This is a genomic window from Bartonella henselae str. Houston-1 (assembly GCF_000046705.1).
In the GTDB taxonomy this organism is placed as follows: Bacteria; Pseudomonadota; Alphaproteobacteria; order Rhizobiales; family Rhizobiaceae; genus Bartonella; species Bartonella henselae.
The window spans coordinates 1585001-1600630 of sequence record NC_005956.1 but is presented as its reverse complement, the minus strand read 5'-3'; the positions used below and the strand labels follow the sequence as shown (position 1 = coordinate 1600630).

General features: G+C 39.3%; 14 protein-coding genes and 1 pseudogene. 6 read left to right on the top strand and 9 right to left on the bottom strand.

Features of this window, described 5'->3' with window-relative positions; genetic code table 11:
- Positions 1 to 373 precede the first annotated feature (373 nt).
- Positions 374 to 817, top strand: a complete 444-nt coding sequence (locus AYT27_RS07125; RefSeq protein WP_011181170.1) for a hypothetical protein — start codon at positions 374 to 376, stop codon at positions 815 to 817.
- A 517-nt stretch (positions 818 to 1334) separates the two neighbouring features.
- Here AYT27_RS07125 and AYT27_RS09440 read toward each other — a convergent pair.
- From AYT27_RS09440 to fdhE, 3 genes and pseudogenes are all read right to left on the bottom strand, one after another.
- Positions 1335 to 1937, bottom strand: a pseudogene (locus tag AYT27_RS09440) (integrase); the annotation flags it as partial.
- 232 nt (positions 1938 to 2169) lie between these two features.
- Positions 2170 to 2430, bottom strand: coding sequence for a hypothetical protein (locus tag AYT27_RS07115; protein ID WP_034454594.1), 261 nt, complete (start codon positions 2428 to 2430; stop codon positions 2170 to 2172).
- 24 nt (positions 2431 to 2454) lie between these two features.
- Positions 2455 to 3396: a formate dehydrogenase accessory protein FdhE gene (gene fdhE, locus AYT27_RS07110; protein ID WP_011181169.1), complete on the bottom strand. Its 942-nt coding sequence runs from the start codon at positions 3394 to 3396 to the stop codon at positions 2455 to 2457.
- A 785-nt stretch (positions 3397 to 4181) separates the two neighbouring features.
- On the opposite strand from fdhE, the gene AYT27_RS07105 reads away from it, so the two are divergent.
- Together AYT27_RS07105 and AYT27_RS07100 are read left to right on the top strand one after the other, a co-directional pair.
- Complete coding sequence (locus AYT27_RS07105; RefSeq protein WP_011181168.1) at positions 4182 to 4916, top strand: DUF4167 domain-containing protein; 735 nt, start codon at positions 4182 to 4184, stop codon at positions 4914 to 4916.
- A 223-nt stretch (positions 4917 to 5139) separates the two neighbouring features.
- Positions 5140 to 5439 carry a hypothetical protein gene (locus AYT27_RS07100; protein ID WP_049784556.1) on the top strand — a complete coding sequence of 100 codons (300 nt, stop codon included), beginning with the start codon at positions 5140 to 5142 and terminating at the stop codon, positions 5437 to 5439.
- A 364-nt stretch (positions 5440 to 5803) separates the two neighbouring features.
- On the opposite strand, the gene AYT27_RS07095 is transcribed toward AYT27_RS07100, so the two are convergent.
- The 4 genes from AYT27_RS07095 to AYT27_RS07070 form a co-directional block, all read right to left on the bottom strand.
- The gene (locus AYT27_RS07095) at positions 5804 to 6253 is read right to left on the bottom strand and encodes a hypothetical protein (RefSeq protein WP_011181167.1); all 450 of its coding nucleotides are present in this window, start codon (positions 6251 to 6253) and stop codon (positions 5804 to 5806) included.
- A gap of 352 nt (positions 6254 to 6605) precedes the next feature.
- Positions 6606 to 6950 carry a hypothetical protein gene (locus AYT27_RS07085; protein WP_034448236.1) on the bottom strand — a complete coding sequence of 115 codons (345 nt, stop codon included), beginning with the start codon at positions 6948 to 6950 and terminating at the stop codon, positions 6606 to 6608.
- 786 nt (positions 6951 to 7736) lie between these two features.
- Positions 7737 to 8750, bottom strand: a complete 1014-nt coding sequence (locus tag AYT27_RS07075) for a sensor histidine kinase (protein ID WP_011181165.1) — start codon at positions 8748 to 8750, stop codon at positions 7737 to 7739.
- 20 nt (positions 8751 to 8770) lie between these two features.
- On the bottom strand, positions 8771 to 9568 hold the full coding sequence (locus AYT27_RS07070; RefSeq protein ID WP_011181164.1) for a response regulator: 798 nt from the start codon (positions 9566 to 9568) through the stop codon (positions 8771 to 8773).
- A 166-nt stretch (positions 9569 to 9734) separates the two neighbouring features.
- Between AYT27_RS07070 and AYT27_RS07065 the strand changes: the two genes are divergently transcribed.
- From AYT27_RS07065 to AYT27_RS07055, 3 genes are all read left to right on the top strand, one after another.
- Positions 9735 to 9938 (top strand): NepR family anti-sigma factor, encoded by a 204-nt coding sequence (locus tag AYT27_RS07065; RefSeq protein ID WP_011181163.1) that lies wholly within the window; start codon positions 9735 to 9737, stop codon positions 9936 to 9938.
- 7 nt (positions 9939 to 9945) lie between these two features.
- Positions 9946 to 10500, top strand: coding sequence for an RNA polymerase sigma factor (locus tag AYT27_RS07060; RefSeq protein ID WP_011181162.1), 555 nt, complete (start codon positions 9946 to 9948; stop codon positions 10498 to 10500).
- Between the two features lie 225 nt (positions 10501 to 10725).
- A complete protein-coding gene (locus AYT27_RS07055) occupies positions 10726 to 12150 on the top strand; it encodes a sensor histidine kinase (protein WP_034448230.1) in 1425 nt (474 codons plus the stop codon).
- 198 nt (positions 12151 to 12348) lie between these two features.
- Here the strand turns inward: AYT27_RS07055 and AYT27_RS08845 are convergent, their stop codons facing one another.
- Both AYT27_RS08845 and AYT27_RS07050 read right to left on the bottom strand, forming a co-directional pair.
- A complete protein-coding gene (locus AYT27_RS08845) occupies positions 12349 to 12498 on the bottom strand; it encodes a hypothetical protein (RefSeq protein ID WP_155245597.1) in 150 nt (49 codons plus the stop codon).
- A gap of 649 nt (positions 12499 to 13147) precedes the next feature.
- Positions 13148 to 15154, bottom strand: a complete 2007-nt coding sequence (locus AYT27_RS07050; protein ID WP_011181160.1) for a M23 family metallopeptidase — start codon at positions 15152 to 15154, stop codon at positions 13148 to 13150.
- Positions 15155 to 15630 lie beyond the last annotated feature (476 nt).

Here is a 15630-nt window from a genome sequence, read left to right as displayed (position 1 = left end):
AGATTTAATGAGCCACGTGGGGTGCAATAACGATTATTGCAGGGGCTTATGTTGTGTCTTGGGGGATAAGGGTTTGTGAAGCGTGTTTGTTTCTCCTGATCAGAAAACTTATTATATTTCTTGGATGAGATTTTGCATCATCAAAGTTTTATGGAGAATGCCTCTATACCCTTTTTACAAAGGCAACACAAAAAATTTTCGATAAGAATTTTAACAACAAAGAAATTAAAAATGTTCATGGCATAAAGAAAAAACGTATTTTTACAGAAAAGATTGATCATGTGTAGCGACAACATGTATGGTGTGCGTTGATACTTCTTTCATTTTTTGTTGTAAAAAGCTTCTCTTGAGATATTCAAAGGATACGGTCTTTATGGAAAAAAGAATCCGCGCGAGGCAAAAAGCTTATTTTAAAAAATTATATCGTAAGATCGCTTTTGTTTGTATACTGCTCTTTTTCGTGGTGTGTTTTTGTTTTGGTATTATAAAAATTATCGGTTATTTTTTTTCCAACAAACAAGTAACACAACATGTGCCTGTTGAATTGACACTTCCAGTTTTTGATCAGCGTGTGTATTGCAAGGAAATTGCTGCTTCAGTGATGCCCGATATGAAAAAGGAAGTTTATCAGCACTGTCTTTATTTGGAAAGTGAAGCCTATTTTGCAATTCGTGAAATGTGGGATACGCTTTCCGATACTTCAAAGAAAAGATGTATGAAAATGGTACGGCCAGGCGATGGAAACTATTTTCTCTTACAAGATTGTTTGCTCAATGAAAAAGACGGTGAAAAAAATAAGGCGCGCAACCACTTTTAAATTTTCACGTAAAAATTTAAAGGGCGGAAAGTTGCATGAAAAAAAGATAAAAGCTGTGCTCTTACTGCAAAAAAATGTATAAAAATAGTGTGGCCCTCGCGATGGAAACTATTGTCTTTTAAAGGTTTTTTTTGCTTCATGAAAGAATATCTCATTTTGTAAAACTACCTGTTTAAAGTGATAACTTTGAAGTGATAATGAGAGCATCGATGCATGCCGTCTTTTTTCTAACAGTTTGAAAGATATCATAAAGTAGTTTGGAGAGAAAGAAACCCTGATGCTGTTCTCGCTCTTCATGGTGATATGGCTATCGTTTGAGAAAAAGTTGAAAAGCTGTTGCAAAATCCCATACAAGAAATAGGATTAAGTTTTCTGATCACGATAAACAAACACACTTCATAAGCCCTTATCCCCCAAGACACAACATAAGACCTTGCAACAATCGTTATTGCAATCCACGTCACTCGTTAGATCTGATGTTTTTGACTTAGATCTTTCAATAACTTCGTGCGTTTCTGGTTGTTGTTTCGCAAAGTGTTTTATAAAAAGACGGAACATTTTCCAGTTCATTACCGGTCTATTAGTGATTTTATGGAGTTGTTCTTCCTAAGAGAGCGCGTGCTTTTTGCTGTTGCCTGTAAATCGACATCTAAATTTAGCGCAGTAGCATGTTTGAGACAAAGATTGAAACGGATACCGGCTTTCTCTGCTGTTGTAGCTTTTTGTATGCCAAGTAGAAGCAAGGGTCTTGCGTATCTCTATTGGGGTAATTTCTGAAACGGATAGACAACCTAAGTTAGGGAGAATATGAAGTTGTAAAGGTGAAAATCGCTCACCAGCCTTTCCATCTTCTTTTAATTCGGCTTTCCGGTTTTTTAAAGTATCCACAGCATTGTCTTTTAAATAATGGAGAGTGTGTATTGCCTTACGTTTTGTTTATTGCGTTTTTTAATGGGGGAACGCTTCTCACGAAGGATAGGATGCCATTGGGTTCCAGATTTACGCGCTTTCTTTAAAGAAATATTTTTCAAGGCACTCAACCATTTCACGACGGTGTCCGTGAAAAGTATAGCCTAAAAGCTATTGTGCACCGCCATCTTTACGCTTATGAAAAGAGCAGGCGGGCGTTATCATTCTCTTTGCCAGCTCAAAATGTTGTGACAACTCTCGCATTGAGAGGGTTCATAAGGAGCATTTTGATTCCTTTCTTGAAGAGTTTTTGTCCACACCCGCATCCCGCTTGTCATATGCAAGCCAATGATTTTGATTGATTCACTCTAAGAGGCTTTGAGATCAGAGAATTTTACGAAACTCCAGGGTTCTTATTCACGTTTTAAAACAATGAATTATCTTTATAAATCAATAGAATGTTCTTGAGAATGTTCTTGTAAGACAGCATGGACATTTCTAACCTGCAAAATTTCAAGCAAATCATACCCTATTGCTCTTGACAGTAAAGATGGATTTGGGGTTTCTTGTGAGTGCAAGTGAGGTGTGAAGGGAGCTTTTGTATTTTTTATATCACCTGTTGAGGTCAGCACTTTTTCATTAACTGTGCAGAGTGTTACGTCAGTTCTTTGTTGTAGCCGCCGCGAATGTGATTTGTTGTCCATTAAGTTCTTTGTTTGAGAGCAAAATTATCTTCTCTCTTCTGCTAAAAAGGGATTGAAGTTCCCATGTTTGAAATGAAAAGAGCCTTGCTGCAAAAAATCCGGTGTAGGTGTGTTGATGTCATCGGCAAAAACATCCAAGACAGGATTTTGGTAGGAATTGAGTTGTTTGCAATAACGTCCACATGTTTTACAGGTTTCTAGTACAATATCGTTGGGAGTGTTTTCTATAGCGCAGGTGGAAATATTCTGTGTTGCTGCACAAAAAGTGCATTGGGATTGTGGAGTGTGCCAGAGGGTGTTGCAATAAAGGCAAGAACACATCCGTATGGTTTTTCGCGGCTCCCTCTCGATAATGATGCTGGCTGAATGTGTGCCCCCGCAAGCAGGACAGAGGTTGTCTGGTTGTGGAAGTAAGCTTTGCCCATCAAGCTGTGATGCGGCTAGAGAATACATAATTTGCAACGTACCGATGATGAAAAGATGTTCTGCTAATTGCTGTTGGGGAAGTCTATGGTTTAACAGATTCTCTGCCCACAAGCGCCATTGATCTTCTTGCTGTTGCGTGCGTTTTAAAGCTTTGTGCCTTGTTGCCGAAAAGGCTCGGACAGAGAGCGTAGGGGGTGATAGACGTTGCAAAAAATCCTTCACAATGCTGCTATACAAGCCTAAAGATAACAATTTTGAGTGATCAAAAGAAGGGGGAGAAGCACAAGAAGAGGTGGAAGTTGTCCCAAAACGACTAAGAGGTATGGCAAAATCTTTAAATTTTTCGATTGATTGTTGTTGTGCATTGCAAAAATCTGCGAAAAAAAGCAAACACTCTTTGTTTGGCATTTCATTGGCTAAATGCGTAAAACGTTGTGTGCGTTTTGCAAATACAGTTTTCACATCAGGAAGTATAACAAAAACAGAAGAGTGTATTCTGCCATCCTTATTGATAAGCTTTGTTTTTAAGGTGCGCGCCATGTTGCTCGTTTCTTTCTTAAAAGCCCTATCGTTTTTTTTTTGCTTTTTTGCTGAACTTGTTCTCTAATTATAGATCCAATTCGCTTAAATCATCAAACTGAAAAATTTACAGTGTTTTAGGCCCGCTTTGGCCAGAAAAGAGATCCAATGATGGTTATAGTACTTGAATAATGCTTTCTGTTCATCTATATCCTTATGATATAGATATCAAAATGTCTTGTAAAGCGGAAGTATCGCTTAAGAATTTCATAGGGGGGTTGCTTTGGCAAGAAAGACAGGCTATGCTTATAGAATTAGTATGTTCGTGCAATAACTTCGGGGGGTAAAAGTGCTTGTAAGCTAAGTGCGCGAAAGGTAGAAATTATCGGTTTTTTAAGACCGATGGTTTTAGAGAAAAAGAGAAACAGATATTTTTTCTGGCAAAAGTGTTTTTTACGCCAGGAGTATCGTATGTTTGTTCTCATTTTTCATCATTTCCCCACAAGATGGTTATTTTTTTAGTAAAATATGGTCTATTTTAAAAAAAACACTTGGCATTTTATGTGAACATCACTAGGTTTCTGCTGGTTAGCAGAGAAATAGGGAATTTTAGGCTTATGGTTTCCCTGCTGTTTTTGTGATTTTCAAAAAATATATGCTTTATCAAATATCAGTAGGTATTATCATTTGAGTGAAATAAACGCCGATAGCCTGATAACCGTATTTCTAACATGATCAGCATTATGAAAAAGTAATGCGATGAGGAAGAGTCATTAAGACATACAAACACTCCAAAAGGGATAAAGATGAGGCCACAACAAAATAGACGGGCACGCGGTCGCAATAATAACAACAATGGTAATAGCAATAATAATCGTCGCGGCCCTAATCCGTTGTCTCGGAATTATGAAAGTAGCGGTCCGGATGTTAAGATTCGCGGAAATGCTCAGCAAATTGCCGATAAATATATAAGTCTTGCGCGTGATGCACAGGGTGCTGGTGATCGTGTTATGTCAGAGAATTATCTGCAACATGCTGAACACTACTTGCGTATTATTCTCGCAGCGGTGGGGCAAACGCCACAATCTGTTCGCCGTGATGAAAATCGCGATGAAAACAACGCGCAAGAATGCGGTGAAATAAATGCAGAAGATGCAAAAAAAGACACTGTCGTCCACTGTGATATCGATGTGTCACAAACACAGCCGCGAAAAAATGGGAAGGATCGACAGGCAGAAATCCAAAATGAATATGCCTGTAATGAGGTCTTAGAGGCAAGTGCTTTGTCAGATGAAAAAACCGACCAAGCGCAATGCGTTTTGGAAGAAAAGCCTGAACCTGTCAAAAAAATACGGCGGCCTTCACGCCGGCGTACTGTCCGTGTTAAAGAGGAATCATCTCTTGAACTGTCACTAGCAACATCAGAAAAGAATGATGTACGGACAGAAAAAGATGCGTCTTTGCCTGTATTGGGTGCAGAAATACAGAAAAAACCACGTCGTCGTCGGGTAGTAACCTCTTCGGCAGAGGAAAATGTTTAAATAAAAAACACTATTTAAGGGTCCGTGGTGGTGTTGCCGTATTAACGGGGCTGGGGGGGGCGATGTTTGGTTGCGTTCTTATTATCATTGAGAGGAGAAAGGTTGAGCAGATGCCGCAATCTGTTTGCCGTGATGAAAATCGCGATGAAAATAACGCGCAAGAATGAAGTGAAATAAATGCAGAAGATGCAAAAAAAGACACTGTCCTCCACTGTGATTCGATGTGTCACAAACACAGCCACAAAAAAATGGGAAGGATCAACAGGCAGAAATCCAGAATGAATATGCCTATAATGACGAGTTAGAGGCAAGTGCTTTGCCAAATGAAAAAATGGACCAAGTGCGTTGTGCTTTGGAAGAAAAGCTTGAACCTGTCAAAAAAACACGTCGACCTTCACGTCGGTGCACTGTAAAGCTCAAGGAGAATCATCCCTTTGAATTTTCCCATTTTAGGCTTTTATGGGAAACATCAGAAAATGGCCGTTGTACGGGGAGAAAAAGAATGCATCTTTGCCGTACTTGAGTACAAAAATACACAGAAAACCAAATCGTTGTCGGAGTCGTAATCTTTTGGGCTGACGAAAATGTTAAAATGAAAGAGTGCTCTTTAAGCGCTTATGGGGGATGTTGCTGGTTTAATATCAGTGTGGTGTGCATTTTTTGTTAAGAAACATCCTGTGATTTTGCATATTTTGAACTTTTAAGGAGAACATCAGAAACTTTTCAAAATGGTGTTCTACTTAGATAGAAAAAGATGCATTTTTGTCTTTAGCTTGGGGGCAGACATAGAGAGAAAACCGAATCAGTCTCTTGTAGTAATCTCTTTGGCCAAGAAAAATGTTGAAACAAAAGAACACTGTTTAAGGGTACGTGGTAGTGGTGTTTTGTTAACGGGGCTGGGGGACGATATTGGATCGTGTTGTTTCAACAGAAAGAACAGCAATAAGTGTGCCGGTATGATAATTGTAAACCATAAATTTTATGTGATCGTCTGGCATTAAGACTTTCAACACAATATTGTGTTTCGAAAGACTTTGCGACAGAATTTGTGTTCCTTTCGGTAAAGAGAGTGTGTGGTAAGCAACTTCTGGATTTCTATTATGAGAGGAAAATTGGGGAGGGTGTTTGGGTGTTGATCTCGTCGCGAGTATTTTGTAGACAACTAAAAATAAGACAGCAAGAGTCATCATGAGCGTTATTGAAATGGAAATAATCATGAAACGCATAAGCTTTTTTCTGACGCGCTCTACAGCAGGGTCTAAAGGGAGCTCTTGAGGCAGTGCACATTGCTCTCCACAATGGTCTTTTGAAGGTTGAATCTGCTTATTATCCACCATACTACACTCTTCTTTTGATTGTTTTCTGGGCGTTTGATGGATTTATGCTTTTAAGGGCATTTATGCAAGAAGTTTATGGGGAGGGATGCGAGAGAGGGGATGATGTGGTCAAGACATCTGCCTTGTTTTCTGTTGATATGTTATGATTGATGTTTTGGCTTTGCAGAAAGACATTGCGTGGGTTTGTCACAGACCAGATCAGATTGACTTCTTGTCGGTGTAGGTTTGCATAGAGCTTTGTGTATTGAGCGAAGATTCGTTGCCTTTATTATCTACCATGCTACACTCTTCTTTTGATTGTTTTCTGAGCATTCGATGAATTTATGCTTTTAACGGCATTTATGTAAGAAATTTATGAGGGAGAAGGCAGAAGAGGAGGGGATGATGTGGTTAAGACATCGGTTTCGTTTTCTGTTGACATGTTATGACTGATGTTTTGGCTTTGCAGCAGGAAATTTCCTCGGTTTGTCACAGACCAGATCAGATTGATTTCTTGTCGGTGTGGGATTGTATAGAGTTTTGTACATTGCGCGAAGATTTGTTGCCCATAAGATGCAAATTTTTTGGTGGAGGGTATCATGGCTTGTTCACAGGCTTCAGCTGTTGGGTAGATTGTGGCCATTGTATTGTTAGAATAACAGCTGTTAAAATCATCTGTACATGAAACCACTAAGAGAATAAAAATAAGGGTATTCATAAAAAACTTTCTCAATGAGAGGTTGGCATTAGGGAACATAATCTGTCCACTTTTGCCGGTTTTCTTACGGCAAAACGTTCTTAAAGGTTCTTTGTTCCAATGGGCTGGTTTCCAGTGGGCATATTATATTGTTCCTTTTGTTAGGATGGAGATAAAGCAACCGTATTGAGGCGAGGAATAACCTCTTTGACAGAGGAAAATGCTTAAATGAAAAAGTGCTGTTTAAGCATTCGTGGTGATGTTATTGTCTTAGCGGTGTGGGATGGTGGATATTTTTTTCCTCTTTTTTCTTATTTGGTAAAAGAGTAGGTAAAGACTTACACTTGTGCGCCGTGATGAGAATCGTGGTGAAAACAAGGTACAAGAATGTGATGCAATAAATACTGAAGATAAAAAAGATATCGTTTATCTTGTTCTATACTTTCATAATCGTACTTTGGAATAAATCTTTAGATTTTGTGAAAGCGATGTATCATAAAAAGAGCGGTAAAAAATGGAAATGTTCCGCTTATGAGAGTAGAAATAGGCATGTGCTAGGTGATGATGCTGTGGAATGATAGATTTTTAAACAATTTATGGTAATATATTTATCTGAATTGGATATTACGGGCATGAGTGCTGTTTGCTCGTTTTGCGTGTGCGTTTCAATGGGATAAATGCGAGAGGCTTGATTTTCAAGACGCTGATTGTTGGGAAACAGGTCTTTTTTGTGAGAAATGAAGGTTCTCAGAAAATTCTGCGGGCAAGCCTTTTGTTTTTCATTTCGCAGTGTTTTAAACGCTTTTTTCAAAAAAAAATGTCAAAATAACTGTCAGGGACCCACAAGCGATAAATAATTCCTTCTTCGGTCAATTTTAGGGAAGCTGAACCATTGACAGAAACAGGGACAATCTTTTCTAAGACAGCACTCCCAAAACAAGCTTTTTTGTGGTGAGAGAGAGGAGTCTCTGCCGCAAAACTTTCATTCCAAGTGATGAGAAGTTGTGTTGCTCCATTCATTTTTGTGTGCACTTCACACCGCACACAAACGCTTCCCTTTTCTTGTGATAAGGCGCCAAAAGAAAGAGAATTAACAATGAGTTCATGGAAAGCCAAACCAATATGTAAAGCAGCATTGGGAAACAGATAAGGATCTATCCCTTCCAGTGAAAAGCGTTCTGTTTCTTTCATCACATAGCCCAAAGTTTGCGAATGAACCAATTCGCGAAATTGGGCGCCACGCCAATCGGAAGCGGTGATCAGGTCTTGAGAATGCGAAAGAGAATGGAGGCGTCCTTGAAATTTGCGTAAGAAAACTTGAAGCGATTCAGTATAGCGTGCGGTTTGACTGGCAATACTTTGAATGATAGCCAGAAGATTTTTAGAACGGTGGCTGACTTCGCGAAGCAATATTTTTAGCACTTGCTCACGGCGGCGTAATCCTGAAATATCAACACCAGTGGTGATAATACCGATAATGTCTCCGTTATCGTTGCGGTGGCAATCAATAGAAAATTTATACCAAATGGCTTGTTTGGCCATATCTTCAAACCGTGCTTCAATGGTTTGCATTTCACCTGTGGCTAAAACCTGCAATTTGATGGTTTCCATATTGTCTGCAAGATCAAGCGAAAAAAAATCACTGTCACGGCAGCCCATCCGCCATTTGCTGTGTAGATGCTGTGGCAGGTTTTCAGCCCATAAATAGACCAGATTCGTTGTCTGGTATAAAACACAAATATCAGCCCCACGGATCGCTTGCATCAGAGCGCTTAGATGTGATCTCTCCAAAGGGGGCTTGGGAATAGGCGTAACAATCATGGTCTGGATGGTAATCTTTTCTAGGCAGCTTTGGAAGCATTCTCTTTAAAAAATAAAGCCTGTGAAATAAGCGCTTTTACCATATCAGGATTAAAGGGTTTAGTGACTAAAAAAGTTGGTTCTGGACGCTCTCCGGTCAATAATCTTTCAGGAAATGCTGTAATAAAAATCACCGGTATACGATCATTTTGCAAAATGTCATTGACTGCATCAATGCCGGAACTGTTATCGGCTAGTTGAATATCAGCCAAAATCAACCGTGGCTTTTCTTTATGATACATAACAACCGCTTCTTTGCGGGTTCGGGCTATGCCTACCACCTGATGGCCAAGACTTTCAACCATTTGCTCAATATCCATTGCAATAAGAGGTTCATCTTCAATAATCATAACCTGTGTGGCAATTTGTTGAGAAATATCCGTTGATGCTTGGTTGAGGAGCTTACGGAACTCTTTCGCATCCAGATTCATAATTTCACTGGCTTCTTTTTCATTAAATCCTTCAACAGCAATCAATAAAAAAGCTTGGCGCGCTCGTGGTGTGAGATACGATAATTTCGCACTGGTTTTTTGTTCGAGACCAAACTGTGGCATTGGTTCGGGAATATTAGGCGTGGTTTGGTCAAAAAGATGGCAAAAAAGCCAATAAGTACCAATCCGGTCACTGGATGATGCTCTTGGAAAAATGGAAATATCAGCAATGAGCGCTTCCAACATCGCTGAGACATAAGCATCGCCAGAGGTTTGGCTGCCTGTGACAGAGCGGGCAAAACGTCTAAGATAAGGGAGATGCGGTGCAATGCGCGTTGATAATGACATGATTTCTAACTCCTTTGACATTTGAAGCACTTTGTTGATCGAAATCCTTCACAGAGGAAAAAGTTCCTCTGTTCGTATGGAACTTTTTACAGATAAGCATATTTACAACTATAAGGCGAAAAATTGTTCTAGCTGCTACTTATTATATGGATTAGGGGGGTAAAAAATGAACGACCGTGATGAAAAAAATCTCACCAATCATTTTACGTTTGGAGAGGATCTTCTCGGTGTCAATAGCGAGATAGCACGGAAATTACGCCAATTTTACTTAGAAATTCAGGAAGAAGCACTGCCTGCTCATTTACTTGAACTTTTGGATAGGTTGGAGAAAGCAGAGCAATTTGGCTTAAAAAATGTGGAAAAGGTTTGAATCCTTTATGGCAAAAAGCATGAAAGATTTTAAACAGGAACTCCTTCTGATCCTACCGTCTCTGCGGGCTTTTGCACTTTCTTTAAGCAGCAAGCATGATAAAGCAGAGGATTTGGTTCAAGATACTCTTATGAAAGCATGGGCTAAGCAGGACAGTTTTGAAATGGGAACCAATCTTAAAGCTTGGCTTTTTACCATTTTACGCAATGAATTTTACAGTCAAATGCGCAAAAGGGGCAGAGAAGTTCAAGACAGCGAAGGGGTCTTTAGTGAAAATGTGGCTGTTCATCCTCCTCAATATGGGTCGCTTGATTTGCAAGATTTTAAAAAAGCCTTAAATCTACTTTCTGCTGATCAAAGAGAAGCCATTATTCTGATTGGTGCATCCGGTTTTTCTTATGAAGATGCTGCAGCGATTTGTGGTTGTGCTGTTGGAACAATTAAAAGCCGTGTAAGCCGAGCGCGTAATCGTTTACAGGAACTCCTCAAAGTGGATGGTGAATCCGATTATGGTCCCGATTCTTATTCGGCTGGGAGCACATTATGTTCATTTAACGGCTAAAAAAGTACAATAATTATGTTTAAGAGCCTTGTTTTTTTAATTCCCTTTATAGCTATTAAAGTAAAGTCAGCATCTAAAGAAATTCATGGTGTTTAGCGTGACCCTTGGGAAAAATAAAGAAAGTTTATAGGAATTCTTCAGTGGGTTTGCTGCACTATGATGCCATAAGGGCGCCCTCTTTTGCGCTGAAAAATGACGATTTTCAGGTTCGCCGATGGGAATTCTATGACAACAAAGACGAATTTGCTCCCTCATATACCCTCTTCTGATGCAATAATATCGCGTTGGCGTTGGTTAGCGATTATTGTTTCTCTTGTTATGGCTCTGTTGGCTTCGGCCTTTATTTTGTTACTCTCAAACGCCGTTGATCGCGAAGTTGCACAGTTGAATACAAGTTCAGAATTGCGTGAACAAGCTGATTTGGTGCTTATTAGTTTGATCGATATGGCCGTAGCTGACCGCAGTTATGCAAAAAACCACAAGGCAGAAGATAAAGCACGCTTTGAACATGCAGCTCGTAATCTTGATGATATTCTCGAGTATATTGAACTTATTGTTTACGCACATCCGCAGTGGTATGAATGGTTTACTTCTTTTAAAAAAGAGGTCGAAGCACGCAAAGCCTTTATGAATGACCATATGCGCGCTCTTGATGCGCTTCCTGATCAATCTTCTCAACCCTCTTCTTCTTCTGAAATCCCAAAAATTCAAGTGGCGCGTTTAGCGCAATTGATGACAAGCTTTATTAATGGCGATGATGTGGTGCGGCAAAAACAGCGCGAGGGAATCGCACTGATGCGGGCTGCTTTAACATTGGCTGCTATTGTTTCTGTCGTGAGTACTTTCATGTCGGCCTATTTTGTCATTAATCGTTTTCACCGTGATGTACGCTCTTTAAAAATGTATCAATTGCTGCTTCATAGTGAAAATATAGCCCTTGAAGCTCGGGTAAAAGAACGCACACAAGAATTGGAAAGAGCACGCAATCACGCCGAGAAAGAACGACAACGTGTTGAAATGTTGTTGCAAGATGTGAGCCATCGTATTGGCAACTCTCTTGGTACGGTCTCTTCTTTGCTAGGGCTCCAATTAAATCGCAGTGACAATGAAGAGGTGCGTTCTGTTCTTGGTGCAGCACGTGACCGTATCCAGACAATCTCCACAGCGCATCGTCGTTTGCGTTTGAGTGATGATATGGAAACAACTTTATTGGCAGAGTTTCTCAGTTCGGTAGTGCATGATGTTGAATTGGCAATGCCTCTTGAATTGCGGGAAAATATCACCATTCACACGAACTTTAAAGAGTGCCGATTGTCTTCAAGAGATGCGACGACATTGGGCATTATTCTTGGTGAGTTGTTGACAAACTCCTTAAAACATGCCTTTCCTGATAAACGCTCTGGTGATATTTACATCTCATTTGGTCCTCAGAAAAATGGGCAACTGATGCTGATTGTGGAAGATAATGGTGTGGGCATGAAGAATCAAACGCAAGAGAAAAAAACAGGTCTTGGTCGGGTGGTCGTTGAACAGCTTTGTATGCAGTTTGGTGAAAAACCGCTTTTTGAAACTTCTGCTTTGGGAGGAACAAAAATTGTAATTCCTTTGCCCAAATTAACCCCCAATGCCTCAAAAGAAGCCTATGCTTGATTTTAAATAAAGAACCAGTGCATACATGGCAACACATTGATTTATGATAATAATTCATTGTTTCGCATGTTGAATGAGAATCTTCGAATACATTAAGATTCTCTTACTTCAAACCTGTGTATATTCCATCAATAAAAACTATTCGATGACACATTACAAGCTGAATTGGCGTGTGGGAAAAACTCTTGAAGAAAGAAGTCAAAAAGAGGCATCATTGTGCCTCTTATGAACTGTTTCAAGTGCCAAGGGTTGTCGCAATATGGGGCTGGCACTCTTATAAATTGAACTTTGAAATTTTCCTTCTGTCCAGTTTACACTCTCATCAGCAAAGGTATTTTTAAGTGTCATAAGCGAACAATCATCAGTCAAAGATATAAGTGATGTCTTTATTTATAAAAGACAAAAATGGGTAAAGAGCAAAAAAGGCAAAAGATTTTATGTTTAAGTTTTGGTATTTTCTTCCTTTGCAAAGCATTTCCAGAGTAATTTTATCTTTCTTAAAATGAAGGGATGCTGGATTATTATTCTGATCAACCGTTAAGAAACGATCAATGACCTTTACGCTTCGTTCAGCAATATTTTTTTTACCAGCCTTTTTTTATTTTCTTATCCTTTCTCTTTTGGGGGAGGGAGAGGGTGAAACACTGCTCTTTCAAGTTTGCTAAGATGTGTCCTTGGTGTGATGCGTATGATAAAGGAACGTCAAGGCAGTGCTCACTTTAAAAACCTGTTGAGGTTTTCCGTCCTATCAGTTTCTCATGGCAAGAAGCACTTCAGAAAAGTTTTGTCACTTTGCTGCAATCAGCCTCGAAAAGTAAGAAATTAACGAGAGATCTCATCATCGATAATGAGGCTTTTGTAAAAAGGTTGAGAAAACGCTAAAAGCCAAGACTTCGTTCTTTTGTGTTGTCTCAGATTTTTACAGTGTTTCTTTTTGGCAAAAGATTCAAAGAAAGATAGTTTATTTTCAATGATCAAGAGGTTTGCATTGTATGGTTTAAGAAGTATCTTCTGATGGTTTCATCGGACTGTTTAGCAAAGAATCAATATTGTTTTTTTCGCGTAAGAATGCCTGTAGATCTTGATTGGTTAAGGTTTTACTGTCAGGTATACGGATGCGCATGGGATCAACTTTTACGCCATTGACAATAATTTCAAAGTGACAATGAGGACCGGTTGCCATTCCCGTTGTTCCAACATATCCAATGATTTGTCCTTGCCGTACTTTAACGCCTGGTTTGATATCTGGTGCATAACGACTTTGGTGTGAATAACTGCTGATATATCCATTGGGATGTTGAATTTCTGTATGGTTTCCATAGCCACCGCTAACACCCATTTTTATGACAATACCATCTCCTACAGCAATAATGGGTGATCCTTTTGGTGCAACCCAATCAACGCCTGTGTGCATACGGACATAGCCTAAAATAGGATGTTTGCGTGGTCCAAAGGGGGAGCCAAAAATGCCATTGGGAGTGGGTTTGCGGAGTAAAAAAGGTTTGGAACTTTTTCCTTCTGAATCATAATAATCGACACTGCCGTCTTTTGATTGGTAACGATAATATTTGTAAGTTGCATTGCCAAAAGTGGCACTGATATAACGAATTTCAGGATCTGCATTGGTTGGATATTCTTTTGCTTTCTGGCTCTTTTGACCATTTAGCGTTTCTTTGTTGTTTTTCTCTATCTCGCTTTGTTGTGGAACGGCATAAAATATTTCGAGCTGATCGGTTGGCGTTATACGACTTTTCATATCAACGTTGGTGGCAAGCAAACGAATGATACGTTGCGAGAGAGATTGTGACATATTATGACTTAGTATAGCATTATAGAGTGCATCATAAACTGTTGGTAATTGTGTTGTATTGACATAAGAATGCGGAATACCATTTTGAAAAGCGGTTTTCAGTGCTTGGGACATTTGTGGCTCTGTACTTTCAACGAACTGCCCTTCATCATTTAGGGCAACTGTGAGAACATGATACATGCCCTGATAGATGCTTGCTCGCACAAGGTGATCTTCTTCTCCCGCTTGTGTGACAATGCCAATACGTAGAAGACTCCCCGCTTTAAGCGTTTCGGAATGATTGAAAAAAGCTAAAGTTTTTGCAACCTGTTCAATTTGCTCTTTTGTATAATTAGTTTCTCTAAAAGCTTCGATTATCTTTTGTTTTTTATGAATAGGGATAATATCTTCAGCATAGTTTTTGGTGAGATCAATGCGGTGATTTTGAGAGGAGACGGTCACATTTTCTTGAATGATGCGTACCTCAGGGGTATCGGTAAATTGGGAGCTAGAGGATAAATCCTCTAGTTTCAAAGGGTCGACCAGTGTGAGAATTGAAAGGAGCTCATGGTTTTTTTCCAAAGTAAACCCAGCTTTTTGTAATTCTTGTTGTACTTCATCCTCTGTGAGGGTATCTGCGCCATCAAAGTTTACTTGATCAAGGATAAAATTATGGTTGCGTAGGGTTATTTTTGTTTCTACTTTTGCACCATAAATTTCTCCGGTGTCTTGTGGTGGAGCGGTTTGATTTTTCGAATCAGTAGCAAAAATATTTAAGGCATCAAATTTAGGATAGCTATATTTCTGGGGGCGCTCTTCAGCTAATGCCATTCGAATCCATTCGAAGTTTTGTGTCTGAATAACTTTTTGATCGCCCTTTTTTTGTAGAATTGACAATTCAAATTGACGCTTACTGTCGAAACTTTGCCGTGCATGGGTTTGAGCAATACGATCCCCTTTATGTCCGTTGGTATCAGAATTTTGTGTTTGTGGGAGGTTTGTTGGCGTAAACCATTGTGGGGGTGTTACTAAACGTTGTTGTTCATCAAGGGCAGCAAAAAGCGCAATACCCATAAGAAGGCAGGAAGTGATTCCGGTGAGAATTGTTCCTGTAAGCCAACGGATAGAAACTTGTCGATGATCAGGCAGAAAGCGTTTGACTACAAGAGCGGGGTCCAATCCGGGATCATTTTTTTGTTGTTTATTATCCCACATGGAATTTTATTGTACTCTTTTTTAAATATCGAATGTGAAAAATTTGCATAGCCTAGAATGTTTCTAAAAAAATTGATTATTTTACAGAAAGAACAAATCCTTATATCTCAAGCAATGGCTTTCTATGGACATAATAGCAAAGAAAAGCAGAAGAGCAACAACAGCGTTAAAAAGGATTTTAACATCGCACAATAAACATGCACGAAATATGCACGGATGATTCCTGGATTTTATGGCTAAAGATACCCTCTTTAGCAGTATTTTGGTTAAAGGACAGAAAGCTATTTATGGTAGTATTTTTCCAAAAATAACACTAAATTGCAATTTTTGATTGCAATTTATGGAAGAATTAATTTATTTTTAGGAAAGCTATAGAAATGATATTGACTCTTTAGAGGAAAGAGTACTATATAGCGATTGTGACGAGGGCGTTTTCTTTTTGCGAAGATTTGTTACGCTCTTGTTTTTGCTTTAAG

Bases quoted from the DNA above. Each gene is read 5' to 3' on its own strand.
- AYT27_RS07125 (WP_011181170.1), top strand. From the start codon at position 374: ATGGAAAAAAGAATCCGCGCGAGGCAAAAAGCTTATTTTAAAAAATTA.
- AYT27_RS07115 (WP_034454594.1), bottom strand. From the start codon at position 2,430: ATGGACAACAAATCACATTCGCGGCGGCTACAACAAAGAACTGACGTA.
- fdhE (WP_011181169.1), bottom strand. From the start codon at position 3,396: ATGGCGCGCACCTTAAAAACAAAGCTTATCAATAAGGATGGCAGAATA.
- AYT27_RS07105 (WP_011181168.1), top strand. From the start codon at position 4,182: ATGAGGCCACAACAAAATAGACGGGCACGCGGTCGCAATAATAACAAC.
- AYT27_RS07095 (WP_011181167.1), bottom strand. From the start codon at position 6,253: ATGGTGGATAATAAGCAGATTCAACCTTCAAAAGACCATTGTGGAGAG.
- AYT27_RS07085 (WP_034448236.1), bottom strand. From the start codon at position 6,950: ATGAATACCCTTATTTTTATTCTCTTAGTGGTTTCATGTACAGATGAT.
- AYT27_RS07075 (WP_011181165.1), bottom strand. From the start codon at position 8,750: ATGATTGTTACGCCTATTCCCAAGCCCCCTTTGGAGAGATCACATCTA.
- AYT27_RS07070 (WP_011181164.1), bottom strand. From the start codon at position 9,568: ATGTCATTATCAACGCGCATTGCACCGCATCTCCCTTATCTTAGACGT.
- AYT27_RS07065 (WP_011181163.1), top strand. From the start codon at position 9,735: ATGAACGACCGTGATGAAAAAAATCTCACCAATCATTTTACGTTTGGA.
- AYT27_RS07060 (WP_011181162.1), top strand. From the start codon at position 9,946: ATGGCAAAAAGCATGAAAGATTTTAAACAGGAACTCCTTCTGATCCTA.
- AYT27_RS07055 (WP_034448230.1), top strand. From the start codon at position 10,726: ATGACAACAAAGACGAATTTGCTCCCTCATATACCCTCTTCTGATGCA.
- AYT27_RS08845 (WP_155245597.1), bottom strand. From the start codon at position 12,498: ATGACACTTAAAAATACCTTTGCTGATGAGAGTGTAAACTGGACAGAA.
- AYT27_RS07050 (WP_011181160.1), bottom strand. From the start codon at position 15,154: ATGTGGGATAATAAACAACAAAAAAATGATCCCGGATTGGACCCCGCT.